The sequence below is a fragment of the Pseudomonas sp. PGPR N4 genome (assembly GCF_059693665.1).
Window position 1 is genome coordinate 451,258 of the sequence record NZ_JCAUKV010000001.1, and the last position, 24,379, is coordinate 475,636.

The window sequence follows — 24,379 nt, forward strand, 5'->3', positions numbered from 1 at the left end:
CGAGAGGGTCAGCGTACGCTGGCCGCTTCGACATACTCGCTGCTGTCTGCTCCAGGTGGCTGCGGGTTACCGCGCGGCGTGGGCACCATGAGGTTGGTGTATTGCTCGATCAGGCGATTGAGCGCCTCAGGCGGCTCGCATGCCTGGAACTGCATGCGGATCTGCACTTCGTCCGGGTCGCGGCCATCGCCGCGGCGTGCTTGTGCTCCGATGCTGACCTTGAAGCGAGCGCACGCATGCGCATCGGCCGCTTCGGCCAGCGCAGTTTTTATCTCTGTGCTCCTTACCCGGACCGAAAGGTCTACCTGCATACGCTCCAGGGCCAGGCCCTTGGGCGCCACCAAGGTAATCAGCGGCACCCTGATCATGTGCTGACCATCCATGGCCACCTCGACCATTTTGGCTTTCATCGGTGCGCCGAGGGCGTCGGGGTCATGATCGAAAAACTGATCGAACAGGGTGATGTACTGCTGGGCGATCAAGCTGTTGGTGGCGGCAGCGGCTTCCTGCAGGCCGCGGGTGATGTCGCGCAGGTCACTGCAGAGCATGGGCGCGGGCGGGGTAGGGGTGTCATCCAAGTTCATCGCTCCTCTAGGCGGCAAGCCCGCCATCAAGGCCGGGCTCTGGATTCACGGCAGGGCGTTGCAGTCATGCCTGCTCGACAGGCGGCAGGGTGTCGTCCTGGGAGATGTCGCCAGGGTTGCGTGCGTTTGCCGAAGGCAGAAGGCTCGGCCTGGTAGCTGCTTCGGTCAAAAAGTCGATTACCCGCATCATCGCCTCCGGCGGATCCTGACGGCGGACGGTTGTGTTGAACGCGTAGCGGGCGCGGGTATCGGTCTTGCGTACCTGAGTCGACTTTTGGCTGACGCTGCCTTTGACTTCAAGCTTGAACGGGCCCCAGCCGAGGCTACCAGTGAGGCTGGCGTCGGGCTCGGTGGAGGTGCTCAGTGCAGCCATCTGGCTGATGGTGATCTCGAACTCGACCCGACCTTCTTCGATAGCGATGTTGGGGTGGGTGACGGCGGCCAGCAACGGCACTTTCAGGCTCTTTTGCACTACGCCCTGGTATTCACCGTCTGCGCCGATCAGCGTTTCGTCATAGTCGATCTGGATCGCGACCGCCTTGCCATTCTGGATGCATACACCCATCAGGAAGTCTGCGTAGGCTTTGCTGGCGCTGATCTGGGCCTGGATCAGCGCCTGTAATGGCGCGGAAATCATGCGGTCCATGGGCAGGGCGTTGATGACCGAGCCGACCAGTGTGGGATCAATAGACATTATCCAGCTCCTTGGCTAGCACTAGGGGTGCTCAGCGGGCGTGGTTTCCTGACGGCGAATGTTGCCGATTTGGCGCAGGCTCAACCCGTACTTGTCGGCCAGCAGGCTGCGCGAGAGGCCATCGGCGCTCTCTTGCTGAATCTGCAAGTTGCGCAGTTGGCGCAGGAAGTGGTCGGCCTTGGGAATCTCCAGGGCAACCCCGGCGAAACGCTTTATCAGCGCGTCCAGGGCTGCGGCTGGAAGCACTTCTGCAAGCTTGGTGCGGTCGCGATGCTTGGGAATGTACTTGGGGCGCCCACCATAGGCGCAGGTCAGGTTGTAGGCATTTTCGATGCCGATACACTCAATGAGCGACTGTAGTGAATGCGGCAGCAAGGCGATATCGATACGGCTGAAGTCTGGCATTTGCATGTGTGGCTCCCTCGTGGGGGTAATGGATTGCGCTGTGCGTGACCATGACTGGATAGAGCGTGCCGGGGGTTTTTGCCCCGTGGCGTGATTCGATTGTCGATGACCCGTGCAGGCAGTCCTAGGCGTCAAGCGAACCGAGGTGTGTAGTTCCTGGGTGCGCTTGACGCAGGGATCGAGAGATTGGGGTGTAGGACTATGCGACAGGGCCCGCCTGTACGCCTTGAAACTTCTTGTTCCGCTGCCAGAACAGTTGCCATGGGTAGGGTTGCCCTCAGTCACAGGGATAGCTACTCAGCAGGCTCACGCCAGCCAGGTAGGCGTGGGGCGCGTCGACCATGCTTGCTGGGAGTGCTCGGTAGTCGACCAGCAAACACAGGGCGGTCATTGGATGATCGTTGATGCGTCCTGTCACGGTCGGCGCAAAGTCTTTTCGGTACAACGCTTGCGCGTGTCCGCTCAGACCTGCCTGGTCGGCGTGGGCCAGCGTTTCCCGGGCGAGGCGGGGAAGCTCGCGTTGCTCCACGAGAAAATGCAGCTGGTCAACCTCGGGGTTCAGGTAACCGGCGTTGCGCACGCGTTGCCACAGTTGTTGCCACTGGCTTGAGCCGGCACTTTGGGCGAGTTGGCTACCCAGTTGATGCAGGTGATCATCGGACAGCGCTGGCCGCTCGACGGCCAGGGCCGACGCTGCGGCAAACCAGAGAGTGAGGATGCGTAGACAAGTATTCAGCATGGGGCCACCTATGGGCTGGGTAGAACCCCTATGCTTTCAGCAGACGCGGATGTGGCTCAGCAGGAAATACACGCCTGCGCCTGATGCCGTTGTATCATTGCCTCGGCTCCATGTGAGCCCAATGTCTCTGATGTCGCAAGGAACTCCCGATGACACACGTTCAGCGCCTGAAATACTCGATCCTGATCATCCTGGTGGTACTGGGCATGATGCTGGGGCTTTCCTACCTGCAAAAGCAGGGAACGATCACCGAGCAGACGTTCCAGTACTGCGCCATTGCCATTGCAGTGATCGTAGTGGTGATCAACGGTTTGTTGCGGCGCAAGGTCAAACCCTGAATCCAGCCGGCCGGCCATCCTGGCCGGCCGGCGGCTCAGCGTAGTTGAGCCGACTCGAGTACGGCGCGTGCCTCTGGGTTGAGGCTATAGCACTTGTCGCCGCCCAGGCTGATCACGCCCTCGGCGCAAAGTCGCTTGAGCACTTCGCGCACGCTCAGAAACGACAACGGGATGTCGAGCTGTTCAAGCTGCGCATGGATGCCGCGCACACCGACACTGCGACCGTTACGATCAGCGGCATGCAAGGCATCGATCACCTTCAGTCGGATCAGGCTGGTGCGCAGGCCATATGTGCGCAGCAGCTCGCGAATCAGCTCATTGCCAATCCGCTCTTCACTATCGGCAAGTTGCCCAGCGCCGGCATTGGCTGCGCCGTTCGGCTTGGCTGGGGCCTGTTGTGGCTGATACATGTGAATGCTCCTTTTCGTGGGCTGTCCCGAAATCATGGTTCCTCATTGATAAAGACGAACGAGATTGGAAAAACTGCAGTTTTGCCGGAAAAATAAACGGCTGATTCTGTTCAAGACGTGTCAGCACGGCTGCATGCGTAAAATTTTCGTCCAGCTATTCGTCTCAACGGGATGATCTCAGATACTCAAGGAACGCCCGTGAAGCTATATTTGCGCCGCCCCGCTCAGTTGAGCGGGGCTGTTGCGTTGGCGGTATTCGGCCTGCTGGCCCAGCCCCGTGAAAGCGCTGCTGCTGCCAGCGCCGAAATCCGCCGCACCAGCTTTGGCGTGCCGCACATCCTGGCCAGCGACGAGCGGGGGCTTGGCTACGGTATCGGCTACGCCTATGCGCAGGACAACCTGTGCCTGCTGGCCAATGAGGTGCTGACGGTCAACGGCGAACGCTCGCGTTATTTTGGCGGCCAGGGCAAAACCGTTGAGCAGCGCAACAACCTCGACAGTGATCTGTTCTTCACCTGGCTCAACACGCCCGCTGCAGTCAGTGCCTTTCTGCAGGCTCAGCCGGTGGAGGTGCACAACCTGCTCGAAGGCTATGCCAGCGGCTTCAATCGCGCGCTTGGCGAGCGGCGGGCGCAAGGCTTGCCGGCGGAGTGCGGCGGGGGTGAGTGGGTGCGACCGTTGACCAGCCTGGATCTGGTCAAGCTGACCCGGCGCTTGTTGGCCGAGGGCGGCGCCGGGCAGTTCGTCGAAGCGCTGGTTGGCGCATCACCGCCCAAGCTCGCTGCGCAGCATCAGGCCGCTGACTTCAGGCTGGCGCTCGAGCGCCAGGCACTTTTCGCAATGCAGCGTGGCAGTAACGCGGTAGCGGTGGGCTCGGAGCGCTCCAGCAATGGTCGCGGGCTGCTGCTGGCCAATCCGCATTTCCCGTGGATGGGCGGTATGCGTTTTTATCAGATGCAGCTGACCATTCCAGGTCGGTTGAATGTGATGGGGGCGGCGCTGCCGGGCCTGCCGCTGATCAACATCGGCTTCAATCAACATCTGGCCTGGACGCATACGGTCGATACCTCCAAGCACTTCACGCTCTACCGGCTGCAGCTGGACCCCAAGGATGCAACCCGTTATTTGCTCGATGGCAAGTCGCTGCCACTGGCGCGGCAATCCCTGCGGGTTACGGTCAAGGGCGAGGATGGCTCACTGCGCGAGGTCGAGCGGCAGGTCTACACATCGAAGTTCGGCCCGGTTGTGCAGTGGCCAGGCAAGCTTGACTGGGACAACCGCTACGCCTACAGCCTGCGCGATGCCAATCTGGACAACAGCCGAGTGCTGCAGCAGTGGTATCGGATCAACCGCGCCGACAGCCTTGACGCCCTGAGGGGCTCTGTTGCTGAGCTGCAAGGGATTCCTTGGGTCAACACGCTGGCAGTCGATGCCGGCGGGCGGTCGTTGTACCTCAATCAATCGGTTGTACCCTATGTTGATCAGCAGACGCTGGCGCAGTGCAGCGACCCGGCAGCCGGCACCAAGCTGGTGGTACTGGATGGCTCGCGCAGTACGTGCCAGTGGCAAAGCGACCCACAGGCGGCGCAGCCAGGTATCGTTCCGGCGCGACTGTTGCCGAGCCTTGAACGGCGCGACTTTGTGCAGAACTCGAATGATCCGGCGCGGATGAGCAATCCGGCGCAGCCGTTGCTGGGCTTTTCGCCGCTGGTCAGTCGCGATGATCAGCCCCTGAGCATGCGCGGCCGCTTCGCCCTGCAGCGGCTGCAGGGCCGTGGCAAGCTCGGCGTCGCTGAACTGCAAGGCATGGTGTTTGATGATGAGGTCTATCTGGCCAGCCTGCTGCTGCCGGAGCTGCTTGATTGGTGCAAGGGGGGCGGGGCTGACGTTGCCCAGCTGTGCCAAGGCCTCAAGGCCTGGAATGGCAAGGCTGACCTGGATGCTGGCGTGGGTCTGCTGTATTTCGAGCAGATCGCCGAAGCGATGGCCGAGCATCCGCAGAGCTGGCGCGTGGCCTATGATCCGGCCGACCCAGAGCACACACCGCGTGGGTTGGCCGTCGAACAGGCCGCTGTACGCAAGCTGCTGCACCAGGCGGCGCTGGCCGCGCAAGACCAGGTAAACCAATCCGGGATAAGCGCAGACAGCCGCTGGGGGCAAATCCAACAGGCGGCGGATGGCACCCCGGTGCCAGGCGGACCGCAGGAGCTGGGCGTCTACAACGCCATGTACAGTGTGCCAGTGGGGCAGGGCAAGCGTCTGGTCGTCAGCGGCACCAGTTACCTGCAAATCGTCAGCTTCACCGAGCAAGGGCCGCAGGCTCAGGGCTTGCTGGCGTTTTCGCAGTCCAGCGAAGCGGCCTCGGCGCACCATGCCGACCAGACTCGTGCGTTTGCTGCCAAGCAGCTGGCACCGCTTGCGTTCACTGAAGCGCAGATCAAGGCTGACCCGCAGTATCGGCGGTCGGTCATCAGTGAGCGCGACAAGGCTGCGCCGGTCAGCAGCGCAGATTAAGCGATGGGATAGACAAGGCCGCTGTCGCAGATATCTGCAACAGCGGCCTTGGTGAGTGCAGCAGCCGACGTCGACGACTCAGGTGAAGTCGAACGGCGCCAGCTGGAAACCCTGATCATCTACCTGCAAAGCCCAGCCGCGACGGTCCCAGTCGCCCAGAACAATCCTGCGCGCCGGGCTGCCATCGACCAGCAACTTGTGGATCGCCGGCCGGTGGGTGTGCCCGTGGACCAGCGTGCGCACGCCGTGCGCCGCCATCACCCGCGGGACTTCATCGGGCGTGACATCGACAATCTCGGTGTTTTTCATGCGGGTCTGGGTCTTGCTTTCGCTGCGCAGCTTGCGTGCCAGTTTGAGCCGCATGGACAGCGGCAGGTGGCGCAGCACCCACAGCGTCAGCGGGCTACGCAGATAGCGGCGCAGCTTCATGTAGCCGACGTCGCGGGTGCACAACGTGTCGCCGTGCATCAGCAGTACCGGCTCGCCGCCCAGATCGACCACACTGGGATCGGCGAGCAAGGTGCAGCCAGCGGCAGCACAGAAATCCTCGCCGAGGAGAAAATCGCGGTTGCCGTGCATCAGGTAAATAGCGGTACCGCTGTCGCTCAAGTTACGCAATGCCTGGCAGATCGACCGCTGATACGGGGTCATCGCGTCATCGCCGATCCATGCCTCGAAAAAGTCACCGAGGATGTACAGCGCTCTGGCGTGGCGTGCGCGACCTTCGAGCAGGTCAACAAACGCCCGGGTAATCTCCGGGCGTTCTTCTTGCAGGTGCAGATCAGAGATCAGCAGAATCACCCAATGATCTCGGCTTTCTCGATGATCACGTCTTCTTTCGGCACGTCCTGGTGGCCGGCTTTGGAGCCGGTGGCAACGGCTTCGATCTTGTCGACCACGTCCTTGCCTTCGATGACTTCGCCAAATACCGCGTAGCCCCAGCCTTGGGTGTTCTTGCCGCTGTGATTAAGGAAACCGTTGTCGGAGGCGTTGATGAAGAACTGCGCCGAGGCCGAGTGCGGTTCCATGGTGCGGGCCATGGCGATGGTGTACCTGTCGTTCTTCAGGCCGTTGTCGGCTTCGTTCTGAATGCTTGGGCGCTTGTCTTTCTTCTCGCTCATGCCGGGTTCAAAACCGCCGCCCTGGATCATGAAACCTTTGATCACACGGTGGAAAACGGTATTGCTGTAGTGGCCGGCTTCGACGTAGGCGAGGAAGTTTGCGACGGTCAGCGGCGCCTTCTCGGCGTTCAGTTCCAGGACGATGTCGCCGTGGTTGGTGGTCAGTTTGACTTGGGACATGCTCAAATTCACTCTTCAAGGCATACAGAAATTGGCTGCGAGCAGCACGCGTACATCAGCTGACGCAGGATTGGCTTGCCGCGACACAGCGCGCGCGGCGCCATTTTGCCCGGGTTGCGATAAATCGCGCCACTTTGTCGGCGCCCGGCTGTCAGCAGCTTGACTGCTTCGGCTATGATAGGCCCTTTGATTCAATCGGCCTACCCGGGCTGAACACCAGCATTCAAGGATCCTATGAGCAAGCCCACTGCCGACAACGCGCCCAACGCCGCTGCCAAAGGCGCTCCCGCCGTCCCTGCAAACTTCCTGCGGCCGATCGTTCAGGCTGACCTGGACTCGGGCAAGCACACGCAGATAGTCACCCGCTTCCCGCCGGAGCCCAACGGTTACCTGCACATTGGCCACGCCAAGTCGATCTGCGTCAACTTCGGCCTGGCCGAAGAGTTCGGCGGTGCCTGTCACCTGCGCTTCGACGACACCAACCCGGCCAAGGAAGACCAGGAGTACATCGACGCGATCCAGAGCGACGTCAAGTGGCTGGGCTTCAACTGGACCGGTCCCGTGCGCTATGCCTCGCAGTACTTCGACCAGTTGCACGACTGGGCGGTCGAGCTGATCAAGTCGGGTAACGCCTATGTCTGCGACCTGACTCCGGAGCAAGCCAAGGAGTACCGCGGCAACCTCACCGAGCCTGGCAAGAACAGCCCGTTCCGGGAGCGCAGCGTCGAAGAAAACCTCGACCTGTTCGCGCGCATGAAAGCCGGCGAGTTCGCTGATGGCGAGCGCGTGCTGCGGGCCAAGATCGACATGGCCTCGCCGAACATGAACCTGCGTGACCCGATCCTCTACCGGATCCGCCATGCCCACCATCACCAGACCGGTGACAAGTGGTGCATCTACCCCAACTACGACTTCACCCACGGCCAGTCGGACGCGATCGAGGGCATTACCCACTCGATCTGCACCCTGGAGTTCGAAGGTCATCGCCCGTTGTACGAGTGGTTCCTCGACAACCTGCCAGTGCCGGCGCACCCGCGTCAGTACGAGTTCAGCCGGCTCAACCTGAACTACACCATCACCTCCAAGCGCAAGCTCAAGCAGCTGGTTGACGAGAAACACGTGCAGGGTTGGGATGACCCGCGCATGTCGACCCTGTCGGGCTTCCGTCGTCGTGGTTACACCCCGGCCTCGATCCGCAACTTCTGCGACATGATCGGCACCAACCGCTCGGACGGAGTGGTCGACATGAACATGCTCGAGTTCAGCATCCGCGATGACCTCGACCGCACCGCGCCGCGCGCCATGTGTGTACTGCGGCCGTTGAAGGTAGTGATCACCAACTATCCGGAAGGCCAGGTCGAAAACCTCGAGCTGCCACGCCACCCGAAAGAAGACATGGGCGTGCGCGCGTTGCCCTTCGCCCGTGAGCTGTACATCGACCGTGACGATTTCATGGAAGAGCCGCCAAAAGGCTACAAGCGCCTGGAGCCGAACGGCGAAGTGCGTCTGCGCGGCAGCTACGTGATCCGTGCCGACGAAGCGATCAAGGACGCCGATGGCAACATCGTCGAACTGCGCTGCTCGTACGATCCGGACACCCTTGGCAAGAACCCTGAGGGGCGCAAAGTCAAGGGCGTTATTCACTGGGTCCCGGCAGCGGCCAGCGTCGAGTGCGAAGTACGCCTGTACGACCGCCTGTTCCGTTCGCCGAACCCGGAGAAAACCGAAGAGGGCGGCAGCTTCCTGGACAACATCAACCCCGATTCGCTGCAGGTGCTGAGCGGCTGTCGTGCGGAACCTTCGCTGGCCAACGCCCAGCCTGAAGACCGTTTCCAGTTCGAGCGCGAGGGTTACTTCTGCGCCGACCTGAAAGACACCCAGCCGGGCCGCCCGGTGTTCAACCGCACTGTCACCCTGCGTGACTCCTGGGGCAGCTAAGGAATCGCCGTGCTTAACATCTACAACACGCTGAGCAAGACCAAGGAAGCCTTCAAGCCGCTGGATGGCAACAAGGTGCGCATGTATGTCTGCGGCATGACCGTGTACGACTACTGCCACCTCGGCCACGGCCGCAGCATGGTGGCCTTCGACCTGGTCACTCGCTGGCTGCGCAAGAGCGGCTTTGATCTGACTTACGTGCGCAACATTACCGACATCGATGACAAGATCATCAACCGGGCCAATGAAAACGGCGAGACCTTCGATGCGCTGACCGCACGCATGATCGATGCAATGCACGAAGACGAGCGCCGCCTGAACATCTTGCCGCCGGATCAGGAGCCGCGTGCCACCGAGCACATCGCTGGCATGCACGCGATGATCCAGACCCTGATCGACAAGGGTTATGCCTACGCACCGGGTAATGGCGATGTGTACTACCGGGTGGGCAAGTTCGTCGGTTACGGCAAGCTGTCGCGCAAGAAGATCGAAGACCTGCGCATCGGCGCCCGTATCGAAGTTGACGAGGCCAAGCAGGATCCACTCGACTTTGTCCTGTGGAAGGGCGTCAAGCCGGGCGAACCAAGCTGGGATTCGCCATGGGGCCCGGGCCGTCCGGGCTGGCACATCGAGTGCTCGGTGATGTCCACCTGCTGCCTGGGCGAGAGCTTCGACATCCACGGCGGCGGCAGCGACCTCGAGTTCCCGCACCACGAGAACGAGATCGCGCAAAGCGAAGCGGCCACTGGCAAGCAGTACGCCAATGCCTGGATGCACTGCGGCATGATCCGCATCAATGGCGAGAAGATGTCGAAGTCGTTGAACAACTTCTTCACCATCCGTGACGTGCTGGAAAAGTATCACCCGGAAGTGGTCCGCTACCTGTTGGTGGCTAGCCACTACCGCAGCGCGATCAACTACTCGGAAGACAGCCTGCGCGACGCCAAAGGTGCGCTTGAGCGCTTTTACCACGCACTGCGCGGCCTGCCACGGGTCGCTCCTGCGGGCGGTGAGGCATTTGTCGAGCGCTTCAGTGTGGCCATGAACGATGACTTCGGCACCCCCGAAGCCTGCGCCGTGCTATTCGATCTGGTGCGCGAGATCAACCGCCTGCGCGACACAGACGTCGAGGCTGCCGCTGGCCTGGCTGGGCGCCTGCGCGAGTTGGGTGAGGTGCTCGGTGTGCTGCAACTGGAGGCTGATGACTTCCTGCGGGCCGGCGCCGAGGGCAAGGTCGACGCCGCTGAAGTGGAGGCGCTGATTCAGGCGCGTCTGCAGGCTCGGACTGACAAGAACTGGGCCGAGTCGGACCGTATCCGTGATCAGCTCACGGCGATGGGTGTGGTGCTTGAGGACAGCAAAGGCGCCACCACCTGGCGCCTGGCTGACTGACCGCAGTGCCGGGGCCGCGCAATGCGGCCCCGGTGTTCAGCTGGCGAGCGGGCAGTGCAGGACCAGCCTGGCGCCGCCCCATTGGCTTTCACCAATTTCAAGGGTGAAGCCGTGCAAGTCAACGATCGCTGCAACTATCGACAGCCCGAGGCCGAAGCCAGGGTGGCGATGACCTTCCTCACTCCGATAGAAACGCTTGAGTACGGCGGTGCGTTCCTGTTCCGGGATGCCTGGCCCGCTGTCTTCGATCGCTACATGCACGCCGCTGGCATCCTGACTGGCAGCAATGCGCACCTGGCCACCTTCAGGGGTGAATTTGATCGCGTTGCCGACCAGATTGGCCAGCGCCTCGAACAGCAGCTCGCGATCGCCGTGCAGCGCCGACAACTGCGCTGGCTGCTCCAGTTGCAGCTCGATAGTGCGGTCCTCGGCCAGCGGCAGGTAGAAGTCATGCAGCTCGACCAGCAGTGCCTGTGGATCAAGCTGGACGAAGCCGGCGCGGCGCTGGCGGTCCTCCAGTTCACTGATGCGCAACAATCCGCGAAACCGCGCCATCAACGTGTCAGTCTCGCCGATGGCCTGATCCAGCGCCTCGGCCTGGGCAGAATCCTCGCCGCTCTGCTGGCGAATCCGATACAGCTGCGCACGTAGCCGCGTCAGGGGCGTGCGCAGGTCATGGGCAATGTTGTCGCAGACGCCTTTGACTTCATGCATCAGCCGCTCGATGCGGTCGAGCATGGCGTTGACGATGGCCGCAAGCATGTCCAGCTCATCGCGCCGGGCCGACAGTGGCAGGCGGTGGGTCAGGTCGCCGGCCACGATCAGTTCGGCGCTGGCCTGCACCGCGCGGATCCGCTTGAGCGGCCGCCTGCGCAGCAGGTACCAACCGGCAAAGCCTGGTATCAGGGTCAGGGAGATGCCCCACAGCAACGCATCCAGGATGATCCGCGTGACCACGAACAACGAGCCGTTGTCGCGAAACAATACCAGCCAGCGACCGTCCTGCACCTTGATCGCAACCGCGTCGCAGGTTTCGTGGATCATGCCCGGGTCGGCGCTGTCCAGGCAGTGCTTGAGCTCATGCACCTTGCCGTCCAGGCGCAGCTCCTTGGGGATGGCGCGGATACGCCCGCCCAGTGGATTGAGCTGTGCGTCGAACAGGCCATAGGCGTCGAAACTGCGCTCTTCGAAAGCCTGGCTGGCGATCAGGGCGTCGTCCAGCTGCTTGCCGCTCATGTGCGCAAACAGATGCTGACGCTGCAGCATGGAATGACGGGTGAGCTTGTTCAGGTAGCTAGAAACCTCGAAATACAGCACCCCCATGAGGATGCTGCTCCAGGCCACGAAGAGAAAGCTGTACAGCGCCAGCAGGCGACTGGTGGACGAGCTCCAGCCTTTAGACGGGTTCAGCAATGGCATAGCCCGAGCCCCGCACGGTTCGAATCAGTGCGCACTGGCCGGGAGCGTCGATCTTCTTGCGCAAGCGGCCGATGTGCACGTCGATCAGGTTGGTGCCTGGGTCGAAGTGATAGCCCCACACCTCCTCGAAAATCATCATCCGGGTGATTACCTGGCCGGCGTGGCGCATCAGGTATTCGAGCAGCTTGTATTCGGTGGGCAGCAGGTTCAGCGTTTGCTCGCCGCGACGGGCTTCATGGCTGATCAGGTCCAGCTCGAGGTCCGCCACCTGCAGGCGGGTCTGGGTCATCGGTACGCTGTTACGGCGCAGCAGCACTTCGACCCTGGCAGCCATTTCGTCGGAGGCAAACGGCTTGGTCAGGTAATCGTCGCCGCCGGCACGCAAGCCGCGCACGCGTTCGTCAACGTCGGAAAGGGCGCTGATCATCAGGATCGGCGTGGCAATCTTCAGGCTGCGCAGGGTGGTGACGATGGTCAGGCCATCGACTTCGGGCAACATGCGGTCCACGGTGATCAGGTCGTAGCCACCGGCAATGGCCTTGGCCAGGCCTTCGCGGCCATTGTCTGCCCACTCTACATCCAGGCCGTGGCTGGTCAGTTCAGCGACGATTTCCTGGCCGGTGACGGCGTCGTCTTCGATGGTCAGTACGCGGGGCATGCTGGTTCCTGGGCGGCGAATTGAGGTTCGATTGTGCCAAAGAATAGCCAAACGGCGATTTAAGAAAAATTCATCTGGCTAAAAAGCACTACGGGGCAAGCCCACTCTCACCCAACCGCACGCGGTAAGTGAGAGCAGACTTGCCCCGCAAGGGCATGGCGTTAGCGCTTACGCGACTTTGACGATCCAGCCAGCCGGCGCTTCGACGTCGCCGCTCTGGATGCCGGTCAGCTCGTTGTACAGCTTGGTGGTGACCGGGCCGACTTCGGTTTCACTGTGGAACACATGCAGCTTGTCGTTGTACTGGATGCCACCAATTGGCGTGATCACTGCCGCGGTGCCACAGGCACCGGCCTCGACGAAGCGCTCGAGGTTGTTGATCTGTACGTCGCCTTCGATGACCTTCAGGCCCAGACGCGATTCGGCCAGCTCCATCAGCGACAGGCGGGTGATGCCCGGCAGTACCGAAGCCGACTTCGGCGTGACGAACTCGTTGTTGGCAGTGATGCCAAAGAAGTTGGCCGAACCGACTTCTTCGATCTTCGAGTGGGTCAGCGGGTCGAGGTAGATGCAATCGGCGAAGCCGGCTTTCTTCGCCTCATAGCCCGGCTGCAGGCTTGCCGCGTAGTTGCCACCGACTTTGGCGGCACCGGTGCCCTGCGGCGCGGCGCGGTCGAAATCGGAGATCAGGAACTTGTGCGGGGTCATGCCGCCCTTGAAGTACGAACCGACCGGGATCGCGAATACCGAGAAAATAAACTCAGGTGCGGTACGCACGCCGATATTGTCACCGGTACCGATCACGAACGGACGCAGGTACAGAGCGCCCTTGCCGTGTGGCGGCACGAACCGCTCGTTGGCCTTGACTACCTGTTTGCAGGCTTCGATGAACTGCTCGGTCGGCACCCGCGGCATCAGCAGGCGGTCGCAGCTGCGCTGCATACGCAGGGCGTTCTGATCCGGACGGAACAGGTTGACGGTGCCATCCTTGCAGCGATAGGCCTTGAGGCCTTCAAAACACTGCTGGCCGTAGTGCAGGGCGGTCGAGCCTTCGCTGATGTGCAGCACGTTGTCATCGGTCAGGGTGCCCTTGTCCCACTCGCCATCGCGGAACACGGACAGGAAGCGCTTGTCAGTCTTGATGTAGTCGAAGCCCAGCTTGTCCCAGTTAATGCTCTCGTTACTCATGACACCCTCGATTGTCTTGCAGATGCCCGATCACTCGGGCTGCTGTTATTTGCGCACCACGCCACGATAATACATCCGCCGCAGATCGGAAACGTCCAGTCTCAGATTCATCCAAGCCGTAGCGAATCGTGCAGTTGCAGGCGTTGTAAAAAGGCCTGGTCATGGCAGGCCACCAGTAGGCCACCGCAGAACTGATCGAGCATCCGTTCCAACGCCAGCAGCGACGGCAGGTCGAGGTGATTGCTCGGTTCGTCCAACAGCAGCAGGTCGACCGGACGCTGGCGGTAGAGGAGCCCGGCCAGAGCGGCCTTGAGCCGTTCGCCACCGCTGAGCAGGGCAGTGGGCATCTCCACCCTTGCCGCGTCCAGGCCCAATTGTGCCAGGCGGGTCCGCACCTCGCTGTGGGCCAGCCCTGGGTTGGCCAGGCGCAGGAAGGCGAGGGCGCTCAGTTCGGCGGGCAGCAGGCTGTAATGTTGGTCGAGCAGGGCGACCTCACCGTATACCTGAAAGCTACCTGCGCTGGCCTGGAGCTGGCCCGCCAGCACCTTCAACAGTGTCGATTTGCCGGTCCCGTTGGCACCGATCACAGCCATGTGCTCGCCGCTGCGCAGATGTAGATCGAGCGGCGCCTGGCTGCCCCGGGGCAACTGCAAGCCGCTGACGCTCAGCACCGATTTGCCTTGGCTGCGGCCAGCGTCCGGCGCGTGCATGACGATGGGGCTGTTGCGTTCTACCTGCTTGTTGGCCTGGCGCAGTTGCGCGTGCAGCTTGGCCTCGGCTGCCTGGTGTTCGCGCTGCTGTCTACCGGCAGTGGCCTGGCTGCGCTGCTGCTGACGGCCGATAAGGATTTTTGCTTGATTGGCCTGTCTGGCCTGGCGCCCCGCGTCGGCTTGCCGTCGCTCGAGGCTCTCGCGTTGCTGTTGCAGCACCTGCGTCTGACGGCGCCGTTCGTGCTTGAGGCGATCAAGGGTGTGCAGGGCACACGCCTGTTCATGCGCTTTGGCGTGCTCATAGTGCCGGTAGTCACCGGAGTAGCTGCGCAGGCCTTGCGGCGTCAGCTCGACAATCCGCTGCATGTGCCCAAGCAGGGTGCGATCGTGGCTGATTACCAGCAGGCCTTTGACCCAGCCCAGCAGCATCTGGTGCAGTTGCTCGCGAGCATCCACGTCGAGGTGGTTGCTCGGCTCATCAAGGATCAGATAATCGGCCTGGCTAACCAGCGCGCCGATCAGCGCCACACGCATCGCCTGGCCCCCGCTCAAGCTCGCTGCATCGCGCTCCAGCTCAAGCTGGCCGAGCCCATGGCGGTCCAGCTGGGCTTGCACTCGCTCGCGGATATCCCAGCGTTCAGCCACTACGTCGAAATCTGCCGGGTCAGCGCTGCCTGCTTCTATGCGCTGCAGCGCAGCAACGACCGAACCCACCTGCGCCAGCTCTGCAACTGTGCTGCACTGGCTTACAAAATGTTGATGAAGGTAATGCACCCGGCCGCTGCGCAGGCAGCGACCCTCGCTGGGTGCCAGCGAGCCGGCGAGGATCTGCCCGAGCAGGCTCTTGCCGACGCCATTGACACCGACCAGGCCGGTGCGGCGTTGGTCGAAGGATTCACTGATAGGGGCAAACAGCTGCCTGCCATCGGGCAAGGCCAGGGTGACGCCGTCCAGCGTCAGGATCGAGGTATTGGTCATGCACAACTCCACTCATGCCGCGACATCCCCAGGCGAGAGCTGAGGGCTGAAGGCTGGCCGTCGAAGTGACGGCGGCATCAATAGCGCATTGGACCAATACCTGTTTGAGGGGATGAAGGCCAAGCCTAGCGGATACCCTGGCATGGGTAAAGCCTGACCCGGCCAGGCCGGCTGGCCGAGGGCAACCGTTAGTCTTCGCTCTGCTGGCAGAAGCGCAGGCGGTTGCCGAACGGATCCCAGATCTGCATCTGCAGGCCCCAATCGACGGTTTCGGCCTCGGGGCGGGCATAGCCGTACTGTTTGTCCTGCAGTTCACGCTCCAGCGCGCGCAGGTCGTCGATGCGGGCAAAGATGGTCGAGCCGGGCGAGGCGTCACCGTGGTGTTCCGACAGATGCAGGATCAGCCCATCGCGACGGATTTGTGCGTACAGCGGCAGATCCGGGCTGAACCGGTGCTCCCAATCGAGCGTGAACCCGAGAAAATCGAGATAGAACTCTTTGGCCTTGTCGACCGAGAAGATCCGCAGGATCGGGATGGCAGGGGCTAATTGCATGGTGACTTCCTTGGTCAGCTGAAGGCGCTACTGTAACCCGCTTCGCGTCCTCCAGCACCAACCTGGCAGCACTGAAACGGGGCCGGGCGACGCCCTCTAAGTGTGCGGCATGCGCCCCGGTGCCTCTTGCCAGAGCGCTTTGTGCCTCGCGCCAGGGCAAAGTTGGCCCGCAATCTGCAAAGCATCCCCCAAGCAAAATTGATCGACTGGTCAGACGCGGCGCGCAACGGCGCCATGCTGATCGGCTCAAGGCCGCAGGGCCGGGATTTTCAGGGGGCCAGGATGTCTTTGGCGCAACAGATCGAGCAGCAAGACGACGACAGCGGGTGGAGCGCCTACCTGCAACTGCGCTTTGTGCAACGGGACGGCGTGACCCGCCTTGGTGCGCGCAAGCATTTCGGACCTCTTTTGGTGCAACGACCGTTTTATCCGGAAGGCAGCCCATGCCACGTGTACATCCTGCACCCGCCAGGCGGCATCGTCGCCGGCGACCGGCTTGAGCTGGACATCCAGCTGGAAGCCGGCAGCCACGCGCTGCTGACCATGCCCGGTGCGAGCAAGTTCTACCGCAGCATCGGCCCGACCGCGCGCTTGCATCAGCACTTTCACCTGCAGGCCGGGAGCACCCTGGAATGGTTGCCTCAGGACAGCATCTTCTTTTCCGGCGCCAGGGCAAGCCTGGACAGCCGCTTCACCCTGGAGCCGGGCGCGCGTTTGCTCGCCTGGGAAACGCTATGCCTGGGCCGTCCGGTAATGAACGAGCGCTTCGAGCAAGGCGCGCTGGACAGCCGCCTGCGCGTCGAGCTGCCGGGTGATCCGGGCCTTCACGAGCGCCTGCGCATCGAGGGCGGGCGCCTGGACAAGGTCGGCGGGCATCCACTGCTGGCGACCTTTTGCGCCGCGCCCGCTGACCAGGCGTTGCTGGAGCAGGTCCGCGAGCTGCTCGACAGCCTTGGCAACCCGGTCGGGGCAACCCTGCTGGGCGAGCTGCTGGTGATCCGCCTGCTCGATCACGACAACCAACATCTGCAACACACCCTGCAGCGCCTTTGGCATGTGCTGCGCCCGGCTGTTCTCGGCCTGGCGCCATGCCCGCCGCGCATCTGGGCTACCTGAGAGAGACGCCGTGGAACTGACCCCCAGAGAGAAAGACAAGCTGCTGCTGTTCACTGCCGCATTGCTGGCCGAGCGCCGCCTGGGCCGTGGCCTGAAGCTCAACTACCCGGAAGCCCTGGCGTTGATCAGCGCCGCGGTGATGGAGGGGGCCCGCGATGGCCGTACCGTCGCCGAACTGATGAGCCTTGGCCGTGAGGTGCTGCGGCGCGATCAGGTCATGCCCGGCGTACCGGAAATGATCCATGACGTGCAGGTCGAGGCAACCTTTCCTGACGGCACCAAATTGGTGACCGTTCATGATCCTATCGTCTGAGGAGGCCGGCATGATTCCGGGTGAAATCCAAGTCGCCGCTGGCGACATCGAGCTCAACGTGGGCCGGGCAACGGTCAGCGTCAAGGTTGCCAATCACGGTGACCGGCCGGTACAGGTCGGCTCGCATTACCACTTCTATGAAGTCAACGACGCACTGGTGTTCGAGCGTGAGCCTACCTTGGGCTTTCGCCTGGATATCCCGGCCGGCACCGCGGTGCGCTTCGAACCCGGCCAGGCGCGTACCGTGCAGTTGGTGGCCTACGCCGGCAAGCGCGAGATATATGGTTTTCAGGGCAAGGTGATGGGCCCATTGGAGGGCAGCGCATGAGCCGGCTGTCGCGTCGCGCCTATGCCGACATGTTCGGCCCGACCGTGGGCGACCGGGTACGCCTGGCGGACACGGCGCTGTGGGTCGAGGTCGAGAAAGACTTCACCATCTATGGTGAAGAGGTCAAGTTCGGCGGCGGCAAGGTCATCCGTGACGGCATGGGTCAGGGCCAGATGCTGGCGGCCGAGGCGATGGACCTGGTCCTGACCAACGCACTGATCATCGACCACTGGGGCATCGTCAAGGCAGACATCGGCATCAAACACGGGCGGATTGCCATGATCGGCAAGGCCGGCAACCCGGATGTGCAGCCTGGCGTCACCGTACCGGTCGGCCCTGGCACCGAGGTCATCGCCGCCGAGGGAAAGATCGTCACCGCTGGCGGCATCGACTCGCATATCCACTTCATCTGCCCGCAGCAGGTCGAAGAGGCCCTCACCAGTGGCGTCACCACGTTTATCGGCGGCGGGACCGGGCCGGCCACCGGCACCAACGCCACTACCTGCACACCTGGCCCTTGGTACATGGCGCGCATGCTGCAAGCGGCCGACAGCCTGCCGATCAATATCGGCCTGCTCGGCAAGGGCAATGCCTCGCGCCCTGAAGCGCTGCGCGAGCAGATCGCTGCTGGCGCAGTCGGGCTCAAGCTGCATGAAGACTGGGGATCGACTCCGGCTGCGATCGACTGCTGCCTGAGCGTGGCCGAAGAGATGGACATCCAGGTCGCGATCCACACCGACACACTCAATGAATCGGGCTGTATCGAAGACACTCTTGCCGCCATCGGCGACCGCACCATTCATACCTTCCACACCGAAGGCGCCGGCGGCGGCCATGCCCCGGACATCATCCGCGCAGCAGGGCAGGCCAACGTGCTGCCTTCGTCGACCAACCCGACCTTGCCGTACACCGTCAATACCGTCGACGAACACCTCGACATGCTGATGGTTTGCCATCACCTCGACCCAAGCATTGCCGAAGACGTAGCGTTTGCCGAGTCGCGCATTCGCCGTGAGACGATTGCCGCCGAGGACATCCTCCATGACATGGGCGCATTTGCCATGACCTCGTCCGATTCGCAGGCCATGGGCCGAGTTGGCGAAGTGGTGATTCGCACCTGGCAAGTAGCCCATCAGATGAAGCTGCGCCGTGGTCCGCTGGCACCCGACAGCGACTACAGTGACAACTTCCGGGTCAAGCGCTACATCGCCAAGTACACCATCAACCCGGCAGTGACCCACGGCATCGCCCATGAAGTCGGCTCGCTGGAAGTCGGCAAGCTGGCTGACCTGGTGCTTTGGAAACCTGCGTTCTTCGCGGTCAAACCGGCCTTGGTGATCAAGGGCGGGATGATTGTCACCGCGCCGATGGGCGATATCAACGGCTCGATTCCAACGCCGCAGCCTGTGCACTACCGGCCGATGTTCGGCGCACTGGGCGCCGCTCGCCATGCCACACGCATGACTTTCGTGTCGCAGGCAGCGCTCGATCAGGGCGTGGTCGAGCAGCTCAACCTGCAGAGCCTGATCGGCGTGGCCAAGGGCTGCCGCCAGGTGCGCAAGCGCGACATGGTCCTGAACACGCTGCAACCGCAGATCGAAGTCGATGCACAAACCTATCAGGTGCGTGCCGACGGTGAGCTGCTGGTGTGTGAGCCAGCCAGCGAACTGCCGTTGGCGCAGCGCTATTTTCTGTTTTGAAGGAGCACCCATGATTGTTCTCAACCGGCGCATCAGTGCCGCCGACAGCGCCGAACAGACGATTACCGGCACGGTGACCCTGAGTGTCGATAGCCGGATCAAGAGCCGCCTGCGGGTGACTCTGGACGATGGCCGTGATGCCGGCCTGATGCTTGAGCGTGGCCACCTGCTGCGTGGCGGCGAGCTACTCGGCGATGCCGACGGCGTGCACCTAGTGCGCGTGCTGGCTGCTGCAGAGTCGGTCTCGACCGTGCGCTGCAGCGACCCGTTGCTGCTGGCGCGGGCAGCCTATCATCTGGGCAACCGCCACGTGCCGTTGCAGATCGATGCCGGCCTGCTGCGTTATCAGCATGACTATGTGCTGGACGACATGGTCCGTGGCCTTGGCTTGCAGGTCACGGTCGAGCAGGCACCGTTCGAGCCTGAAGCCGGCGCTTACCAGAGTGCGCCACACAGCCATGCCCACGGCAATGATCACCCCTTCGTGCGTATGCCCGCTGCCCATTAATAAGGAACCCAGATGAAAAAGACACTCGCCCTTGCCCTGCTGTTGGTGGCCGTACCGGCCTTCGCGCACCCCGGTCATGACAGCAGCCCGCTGCACGATGGCCTGCTGCATCCGTTGACCGGCCTTGATCACTTGCTGATGTTGCTCGGTACCGGCGTGCTGGCGGCCTTGACCCGGCGCAACCTGCTGTTGCCGCTGGCAACCCTGGCAGCGATGTTTGCCGGTGCTGTGTTTGGCCATCTGTTCGGTGGGGTGCTGGGCATGGAAAGCATGATCGTCGGCTCGCTATTGGTGGCAGCAGCGGCGTTGCTGGTACCTGGCCGGCAAGTGTTACTGGCCCTGGCAATGCCGCTGTTCGCGCTGTTCCACGGCTGGGCACATGGCGTTGAAGCAACCCCAAGCGCCTTCTGGCTGTTCAGTGCCGGGTTCGTTACCGTCAGCGGTTTGTTGCTCGCCGCGGGCTTTACCGTCGGTTGCCTGCTACGCCGCCACGCCAAGCTGCAGAAAGCCTGTGGCGGCGGCCTGCTGGCGTCGGCCGCTGTCATGCTGGTCGGCTGATGAGCAGCGACCTGGCGTTGCTGCGTTTACTGCAGCTGGCCAGCCCGGGCTTGCCGGTGGGTGGCTTCACCTACTCGCAAGGGCTGGAGTGGGCGGTCGAGGCCGGCTGGGTAAGCACCACCGAAGGTTTCTGCAACTGGCAGCGTGAGCAGTTGCACGACACCCTCGGTTATCTCGACTGGCCGCTGCTGGCCCGCCTGTACCGCGCGTGCGAGCGTGCTGACGTCGAGGCTTTCGGGCACTGGAGTCAGTTTCTCCTGGCCAATCGCGAGACCGCCGAGCTGCGCCTTGAAGAGCGCCAGCGGGGTTACGCGCTGGCGCGCATTCTTGACGGCTGGCAGCTCGGGCAAGACCTTGCCTGGCGGCCGCAGCTTGAACTCACCCAGCTAGGCGCGATGGCATGGCTCGCCGTGCACTGGGCAATTCCTTTACGCCAGCTGGCGCTGGGGCTCGGCTTTGCCTGGCTGGAAGGCGCGGTCATGGCCGGCGTCAAGCTGGTGCCGTTTGGCCAGCAGGCGGCGCAGACCGTACTGCGCGACCTGGCCGCCGAACTGCCGGCGGTGCTGGACATGGCGCTGGAGCTGGACGACGAGCAGTTGGGCGGCGGCCTGCCGCTGCTGGCCATCGCCTCGTCGCGTCACGAAACCCAATACACCCGTTTGTTCCGTTCTTGAGGACTGCCAACATGCAAAGCTATCAGCAACCCCTGCGCATCGGTGTCGGTGGCCCGGTCGGCTCCGGCAAGACTGCGCTGCTCGAGGCCCTGTGCAAGGCCATGCGTGATCACTACCAGATCGCCGTGGTCACCAATGACATCTATACCAAGGAAGATCAACGCATTCTTACCGAAGCCGGCGCCCTGGAGCCCGAGCGGATTGTCGGCGTGGAGACCGGCGGCTGTCCGCATACGGCGATCCGCGAAGACGCCTCTATGAACCTGGCTGCGGTGGAGGCACTGGCGCGCAAGTTCGGTAACCTTGAGGTTATCTTCGTCGAGAGCGGCGGTGACAACCTCAGCGCTACCTTCAGCCCCGAGCTGGCCGACCTGACCATTTACGTCATCGATGTTGCCGAGGGCGAGAAGATTCCGCGCAAGGGCGGCCCAGGGATTACCAAGTCGGATTTGTTGGTGATCAACAAGACTGACCTGGCGCCCTATGTCGGCGCATCGCTTGAGGTCATGGAACGTGATACCAATCGCATGCGTCCAGAGCGGCCCTGGACGTTCAGCAACCTGAAAAAGGGCGAAGGGCTGCAAGCGGTGATCGACTTTATCGTCGAGCGCGGCATGCTTGGTGTCAGGGCGTAAGGCACAAGCGCCATCAGTCATGGCTGCAGCAACTGGTCGGCTCTCGAGGGGCCGACCAGTAGGGTTGGTTACCAGCGGGCTATCAGCGCTGCGGGATCAAGCGCTCAATTCGTCGCGGTAGCTGGCCAGGTAGACCAAGCGCTGATGACTGGCCTTCTCACGATCGTCGATGATCATTTTCAGGGTGAAAGAAGCCTGGTCCAGATACGCTGGCAGCTCCTGGCCAGTAATGTACGTGCCTGACAGCTTGTTGAGTTTGCTCCAGCCATCCTTGAAGGTCTGGGCAAATCGGTCCGATACCACGCCAACCGCCAGCCACTGTCCTGCCTGGCTGATAAAGAATTCGTCGGTAGAGCGGACCAACTGGGCCAGGCGATTGGCACGCAGCCGTGCGCTATTGCCGGCACTCTCATAGCTGGAAACCTGGTCCGTCGCCTGGTCAAGGATGACCTGCATGAAGTCGGAAAATGATTTGAAGAAAAACGCCATTTCTTCAACGATCTCTTTGGTCCGCTTGAGTGCGCTCACGCTCAGGTTCAACGATCGAACGGCAAGTTCGATGTTCTGTTTCTCGTTCCGCTGGCCGGCAAGCAGGGCAGTGAGGTTTACCAGCTCGGAAGCTTGCTCACGGCGGGTATTTTCGTACTCCTCGGCTTTAACGAGCATCTGCATCTGCATGTCGCGCAAATGGCCTGCTTGTTTGCGTTGCTCATCACTCAGCGATGCGGCATGTTCGCCGATGGCTTTGAGCGCCTCCTCCAGTCGTGACAGCTCCTGGCTGAGTTCGCCTTGCCGTGCGGCTACCTTTTCAAGGTCGGCCTGGACATCGCTGATACGGCCATCGAGGGTACCCTTGGCCGGATCAGCGGCGTCGGCGTTGCGCTTGCTCAAGTCATCCAGGTTTGACTTCAACTTGTCACGCTGCTCGTTGAGCAGCGTTTGCTCCGCACGAAGCTCGGAGCGCGCTTTTTTCATCTGGATATCTTTGTGCAGGCCATCGGCCTGGTTCTGCTGGCCAAGCCCCGCTGCGGCCGCCATCGAGGCGCCGCCAATCACGGCCGATGCGCCGCCGGTAGCTCCCATGGCTATCATGGGCAGCAGCCCCCCCAGCATCTGTGCGCCGGTCTTCAAAAGCGACGCCCAGAACGATTTTTGCTCGGCGGTCTTCGCCTGTGATCCGTATTCTTGCGCCAGCTTTTCATAGCGGGCAACCTGTTGCTGCAAGTCGGTGACCAGACCCTCGAGCATCTCGCGCCGAGCATTAGCGATGACGAGTTCGCTCTGCAGCTTGCTATCTGCCTGAATGGTATCGCTTAGCGCGACTTCGCTGCGTGCGGTCGCTTCGGCGGTGTTACGGATGATGACATCGTATCTGTCTGCGATCGTGGTAAGGCTGTCGCGCACGGTAATTGCCGCTTGGGTGATTTCGTTGGCCATGGCCAGCAAATCAGCGGTGACGAATTCCTTGATTTGCTCCGGGTCACCGCCTTCCTTCACGTCCAGCCAGTCGGGTAGGCAGTTGCGCAAGGTAGTGCCGATTCTATTGGCGACGCGAATAGCGCTCTTGATGCTTCGCTCACTCTCCTGCTGAGCGGTGATCAAGTCATTCATGATCGAGCCGATCCTGACGCGGATGTCTCCCTGCTCCTGGGGCGTGGTGTTGTAGGCGATGTAGAGCAGGTCGATGGCATGGTCGGTATCGTGCTTGGCCCGACTGGTGTCATAGGTGCCTTCGATCTTCTCGACATAGTTGGCGACCAGCGCAGTCTGCTCGACAGGTAAGCGCAGCGGTGTGGCGGTGCTCAGCGCTTCGATATGGCTGCTTATAGCGCTATCGATACGAGCATTGCGGCTGATGAATGGAATGACTTCGCTCATGGGAATGGCCTTTTTGGTGGGTTATCGGGGCTGCAGTCCACTTCCCAGGAGGTCGGGAAGCGCACGCCTTGGTCGCGTAAAGGCGACCAGGCTTTTTCCAGAAGACGCCGGCCGGCGATCAGGTTGGCTTGAGCAGGCGGCTCAAGCAGGGCAAGGGCATCGGCTTGGCATTTGCGCGGATTGGCCGTGTTTGCTGCGCACTCGTCGCCGGCAAACAGGAAATCGTCAACGTCGTGGGTAATGCTCTGCCTGGTTTCGCGTGACGAGGCCAACAGCGACTTGACTGCTGCGATCTGGGGCTCGGCCGAGCGGCCGATGGCAATGCAGTATTGGACAGCCGCTATCTCGTTACTGATGCCGCGCAGAGCCTGGTCGTGTTCAGGTCGCCACGGTAGGGATTGGTAGCGCTGGCGTTCCTGTTGCAGCTGTCGCTGCAGACGCCCGCGTGCGGCCTCCAACTCAGGCAGGCGCCTGAGCTCACCGCCGACACTGTTTTCGATGTGCTGAATACGGCTAATCATCAGCTCTTCCACGCTTTGCAGGTGTGCCGTGCAGACAGTCATGCGTGCCTCCAACACGGGTTCGAGGCTGGCATGGGCTGCGTTGCCGTAAAGCACCGCACCCAGCGCGAGCAGCACGCACGGCTGAGCAAGCGATGAGTGCAACCTGTGGCACATTCGGAAAGTGATTTTCATTGGGCACCTCGCTACGAAGTCCCTTGAACACCCGTCACGGACTGCTGCAAACAAGCGCGACGGTGGTCCTCAGGTGGTGCCGGGATTAAGCCCCGGGCGCCATCTGCGGATAAGCAGGAAAGGCTCTACTTGGAGTTGAGCGCTGAGTTAAG

The 24,379-nt window shown here is 62.2% G+C and carries 26 protein-coding genes; 12 read left to right on the plus strand and 14 right to left on the minus strand.

What is annotated here, in order from left to right; all coding sequences use genetic code 11:
* Positions 1-8: 8 nt before the first annotated feature.
* The 4 genes from AC58X1_RS01935 to AC58X1_RS01950 form a co-directional block, all read right to left on the minus strand.
* Positions 9-548: a DUF2589 domain-containing protein gene (locus AC58X1_RS01935; protein WP_497428756.1), complete on the minus strand. Its 540-nt coding sequence runs from the start codon at positions 546-548 to the stop codon at positions 9-11.
* Positions 549-648: 100 nt separating this feature from the next.
* A complete protein-coding gene (locus tag AC58X1_RS01940) occupies positions 649-1,278 on the minus strand; it encodes a DUF2589 domain-containing protein (protein WP_150569393.1) in 630 nt (209 codons plus the stop codon).
* Between the two features lie 21 nt (positions 1,279-1,299).
* Positions 1,300-1,689, minus strand: a complete 390-nt coding sequence (locus AC58X1_RS01945) for a Mor transcription activator family protein (RefSeq protein WP_101318993.1) — start codon at positions 1,687-1,689, stop codon at positions 1,300-1,302.
* A gap of 271 nt (positions 1,690-1,960) precedes the next feature.
* Complete coding sequence (locus AC58X1_RS01950; RefSeq protein ID WP_224786358.1) at positions 1,961-2,422, minus strand: hypothetical protein; 462 nt, start codon at positions 2,420-2,422, stop codon at positions 1,961-1,963.
* A 149-nt stretch (positions 2,423-2,571) separates the two neighbouring features.
* On the opposite strand from AC58X1_RS01950, the gene AC58X1_RS01955 reads away from it, so the two are divergent.
* A complete protein-coding gene (locus AC58X1_RS01955; protein WP_101318997.1) occupies positions 2,572-2,760 on the plus strand; it encodes a hypothetical protein in 189 nt (62 codons plus the stop codon).
* Positions 2,761-2,795: 35 nt separating this feature from the next.
* Here the strand turns inward: AC58X1_RS01955 and AC58X1_RS01960 are convergent, their stop codons facing one another.
* Entirely contained in the window at positions 2,796-3,170 is a 375-nt protein-coding gene (locus tag AC58X1_RS01960; protein ID WP_150569392.1) for a fe2+ zn2+ uptake regulation protein, read from the minus strand.
* Between the two features lie 228 nt (positions 3,171-3,398).
* Here AC58X1_RS01960 and pvdQ point away from each other — a divergent pair, with 228 nt between their 5' ends.
* A complete protein-coding gene (gene pvdQ, locus AC58X1_RS01965; protein ID WP_497428757.1) occupies positions 3,399-5,684 on the plus strand; it encodes a bifunctional acylase PvdQ in 2,286 nt (761 codons plus the stop codon).
* A 78-nt stretch (positions 5,685-5,762) separates the two neighbouring features.
* Here pvdQ and AC58X1_RS01970 read toward each other — a convergent pair whose 3' ends face one another.
* Both AC58X1_RS01970 and AC58X1_RS01975 read right to left on the minus strand, forming a co-directional pair.
* Positions 5,763-6,485, minus strand: coding sequence for a UDP-2,3-diacylglucosamine diphosphatase (locus tag AC58X1_RS01970; protein ID WP_101319003.1), 723 nt, complete (start codon positions 6,483-6,485; stop codon positions 5,763-5,765).
* Positions 6,482-6,985: a peptidylprolyl isomerase gene (locus tag AC58X1_RS01975; RefSeq protein ID WP_101319005.1), complete on the minus strand. Its 504-nt coding sequence runs from the start codon at positions 6,983-6,985 to the stop codon at positions 6,482-6,484. The genes AC58X1_RS01970 and AC58X1_RS01975 overlap by 4 nt, the downstream gene beginning before the upstream one ends.
* Positions 6,986-7,219: 234 nt before the next feature.
* Between AC58X1_RS01975 and AC58X1_RS01980 the strand changes: the two genes are divergently transcribed.
* Together AC58X1_RS01980 and cysS are read left to right on the plus strand one after the other, a co-directional pair.
* Positions 7,220-8,923: a glutamine--tRNA ligase/YqeY domain fusion protein gene (locus AC58X1_RS01980; RefSeq protein ID WP_101319007.1), complete on the plus strand. Its 1,704-nt coding sequence runs from the start codon at positions 7,220-7,222 to the stop codon at positions 8,921-8,923.
* A gap of 9 nt (positions 8,924-8,932) precedes the next feature.
* Positions 8,933-10,315 (plus strand): cysteine--tRNA ligase, encoded by a 1,383-nt coding sequence (gene cysS, locus AC58X1_RS01985; protein ID WP_150571941.1) that lies wholly within the window; start codon positions 8,933-8,935, stop codon positions 10,313-10,315.
* A 36-nt stretch (positions 10,316-10,351) separates the two neighbouring features.
* Here the strand turns inward: cysS and AC58X1_RS01990 are convergent, their stop codons facing one another.
* The 5 genes from AC58X1_RS01990 to AC58X1_RS02010 all read right to left on the minus strand — a co-directional run bounded on the left by AC58X1_RS01990 (position 10,352) and on the right by AC58X1_RS02010 (position 15,822).
* Positions 10,352-11,734 carry a sensor histidine kinase gene (locus tag AC58X1_RS01990; protein WP_181087814.1) on the minus strand — a complete coding sequence of 461 codons (1,383 nt, stop codon included), beginning with the start codon at positions 11,732-11,734 and terminating at the stop codon, positions 10,352-10,354.
* Positions 11,712-12,392 (minus strand): response regulator transcription factor, encoded by a 681-nt coding sequence (locus tag AC58X1_RS01995; protein ID WP_101319013.1) that lies wholly within the window; start codon positions 12,390-12,392, stop codon positions 11,712-11,714. The genes AC58X1_RS01990 and AC58X1_RS01995 overlap by 23 nt, the downstream gene beginning before the upstream one ends.
* Positions 12,393-12,560: 168 nt before the next feature.
* Positions 12,561-13,580, minus strand: a complete 1,020-nt coding sequence (locus AC58X1_RS02000; protein ID WP_497428194.1) for a branched-chain amino acid aminotransferase — start codon at positions 13,578-13,580, stop codon at positions 12,561-12,563.
* A gap of 107 nt (positions 13,581-13,687) precedes the next feature.
* On the minus strand, positions 13,688-15,268 hold the full coding sequence (locus AC58X1_RS02005; RefSeq protein WP_181087815.1) for an ABC-F family ATP-binding cassette domain-containing protein: 1,581 nt from the start codon (positions 15,266-15,268) through the stop codon (positions 13,688-13,690).
* Between the two features lie 188 nt (positions 15,269-15,456).
* On the minus strand, positions 15,457-15,822 hold the full coding sequence (locus AC58X1_RS02010; protein WP_101319019.1) for a glyoxalase superfamily protein: 366 nt from the start codon (positions 15,820-15,822) through the stop codon (positions 15,457-15,459).
* A 282-nt stretch (positions 15,823-16,104) separates the two neighbouring features.
* Between AC58X1_RS02010 and AC58X1_RS02015 the strand changes: the two genes are divergently transcribed.
* Genes AC58X1_RS02015 through ureG form a run of 8 tightly spaced genes read left to right on the plus strand, consistent with a single transcriptional unit; the run spans position 16,105 to position 21,654 of the window.
* Positions 16,105-16,938 (plus strand): urease accessory protein UreD, encoded by an 834-nt coding sequence (locus AC58X1_RS02015; RefSeq protein ID WP_181107165.1) that lies wholly within the window; start codon positions 16,105-16,107, stop codon positions 16,936-16,938.
* A gap of 10 nt (positions 16,939-16,948) precedes the next feature.
* Positions 16,949-17,251: an urease subunit gamma gene (locus AC58X1_RS02020; RefSeq protein WP_101319021.1), complete on the plus strand. Its 303-nt coding sequence runs from the start codon at positions 16,949-16,951 to the stop codon at positions 17,249-17,251.
* Positions 17,252-17,261: 10 nt separating this feature from the next.
* Positions 17,262-17,579: an urease subunit beta gene (locus AC58X1_RS02025; protein WP_101319023.1), complete on the plus strand. Its 318-nt coding sequence runs from the start codon at positions 17,262-17,264 to the stop codon at positions 17,577-17,579.
* The gene (ureC, locus tag AC58X1_RS02030; protein ID WP_150569384.1) at positions 17,576-19,279 is read left to right on the plus strand and encodes an urease subunit alpha; all 1,704 of its coding nucleotides are present in this window, start codon (positions 17,576-17,578) and stop codon (positions 19,277-19,279) included. The genes AC58X1_RS02025 and ureC overlap by 4 nt, the downstream gene beginning before the upstream one ends.
* A 10-nt stretch (positions 19,280-19,289) precedes the next feature.
* Complete coding sequence (gene ureE, locus AC58X1_RS02035) at positions 19,290-19,787, plus strand: urease accessory protein UreE (protein WP_150571947.1); 498 nt, start codon at positions 19,290-19,292, stop codon at positions 19,785-19,787.
* A gap of 12 nt (positions 19,788-19,799) precedes the next feature.
* Complete coding sequence (locus AC58X1_RS02040) at positions 19,800-20,345, plus strand: HupE/UreJ family protein (RefSeq protein WP_101319029.1); 546 nt, start codon at positions 19,800-19,802, stop codon at positions 20,343-20,345.
* Entirely contained in the window at positions 20,345-21,019 is a 675-nt protein-coding gene (locus tag AC58X1_RS02045; RefSeq protein ID WP_150569382.1) for an urease accessory protein UreF, read from the plus strand. The genes AC58X1_RS02040 and AC58X1_RS02045 overlap by 1 nt, the downstream gene beginning before the upstream one ends.
* A gap of 11 nt (positions 21,020-21,030) precedes the next feature.
* Positions 21,031-21,654, plus strand: coding sequence for an urease accessory protein UreG (gene ureG / locus AC58X1_RS02050; RefSeq protein ID WP_101319033.1), 624 nt, complete (start codon positions 21,031-21,033; stop codon positions 21,652-21,654).
* Positions 21,655-21,750: 96 nt separating this feature from the next.
* Here the strand turns inward: ureG and AC58X1_RS02055 are convergent, their stop codons facing one another.
* A complete protein-coding gene (locus AC58X1_RS02055) occupies positions 21,751-23,532 on the minus strand; it encodes a hypothetical protein (RefSeq protein WP_497428195.1) in 1,782 nt (593 codons plus the stop codon).
* Positions 23,529-24,095 (minus strand): hypothetical protein, encoded by a 567-nt coding sequence (locus AC58X1_RS02060; protein WP_497428196.1) that lies wholly within the window; start codon positions 24,093-24,095, stop codon positions 23,529-23,531. Before AC58X1_RS02060 ends, AC58X1_RS02055 begins: the two co-directional genes overlap by 4 nt.
* Positions 24,096-24,379: the final 284 nt, after the last annotated feature.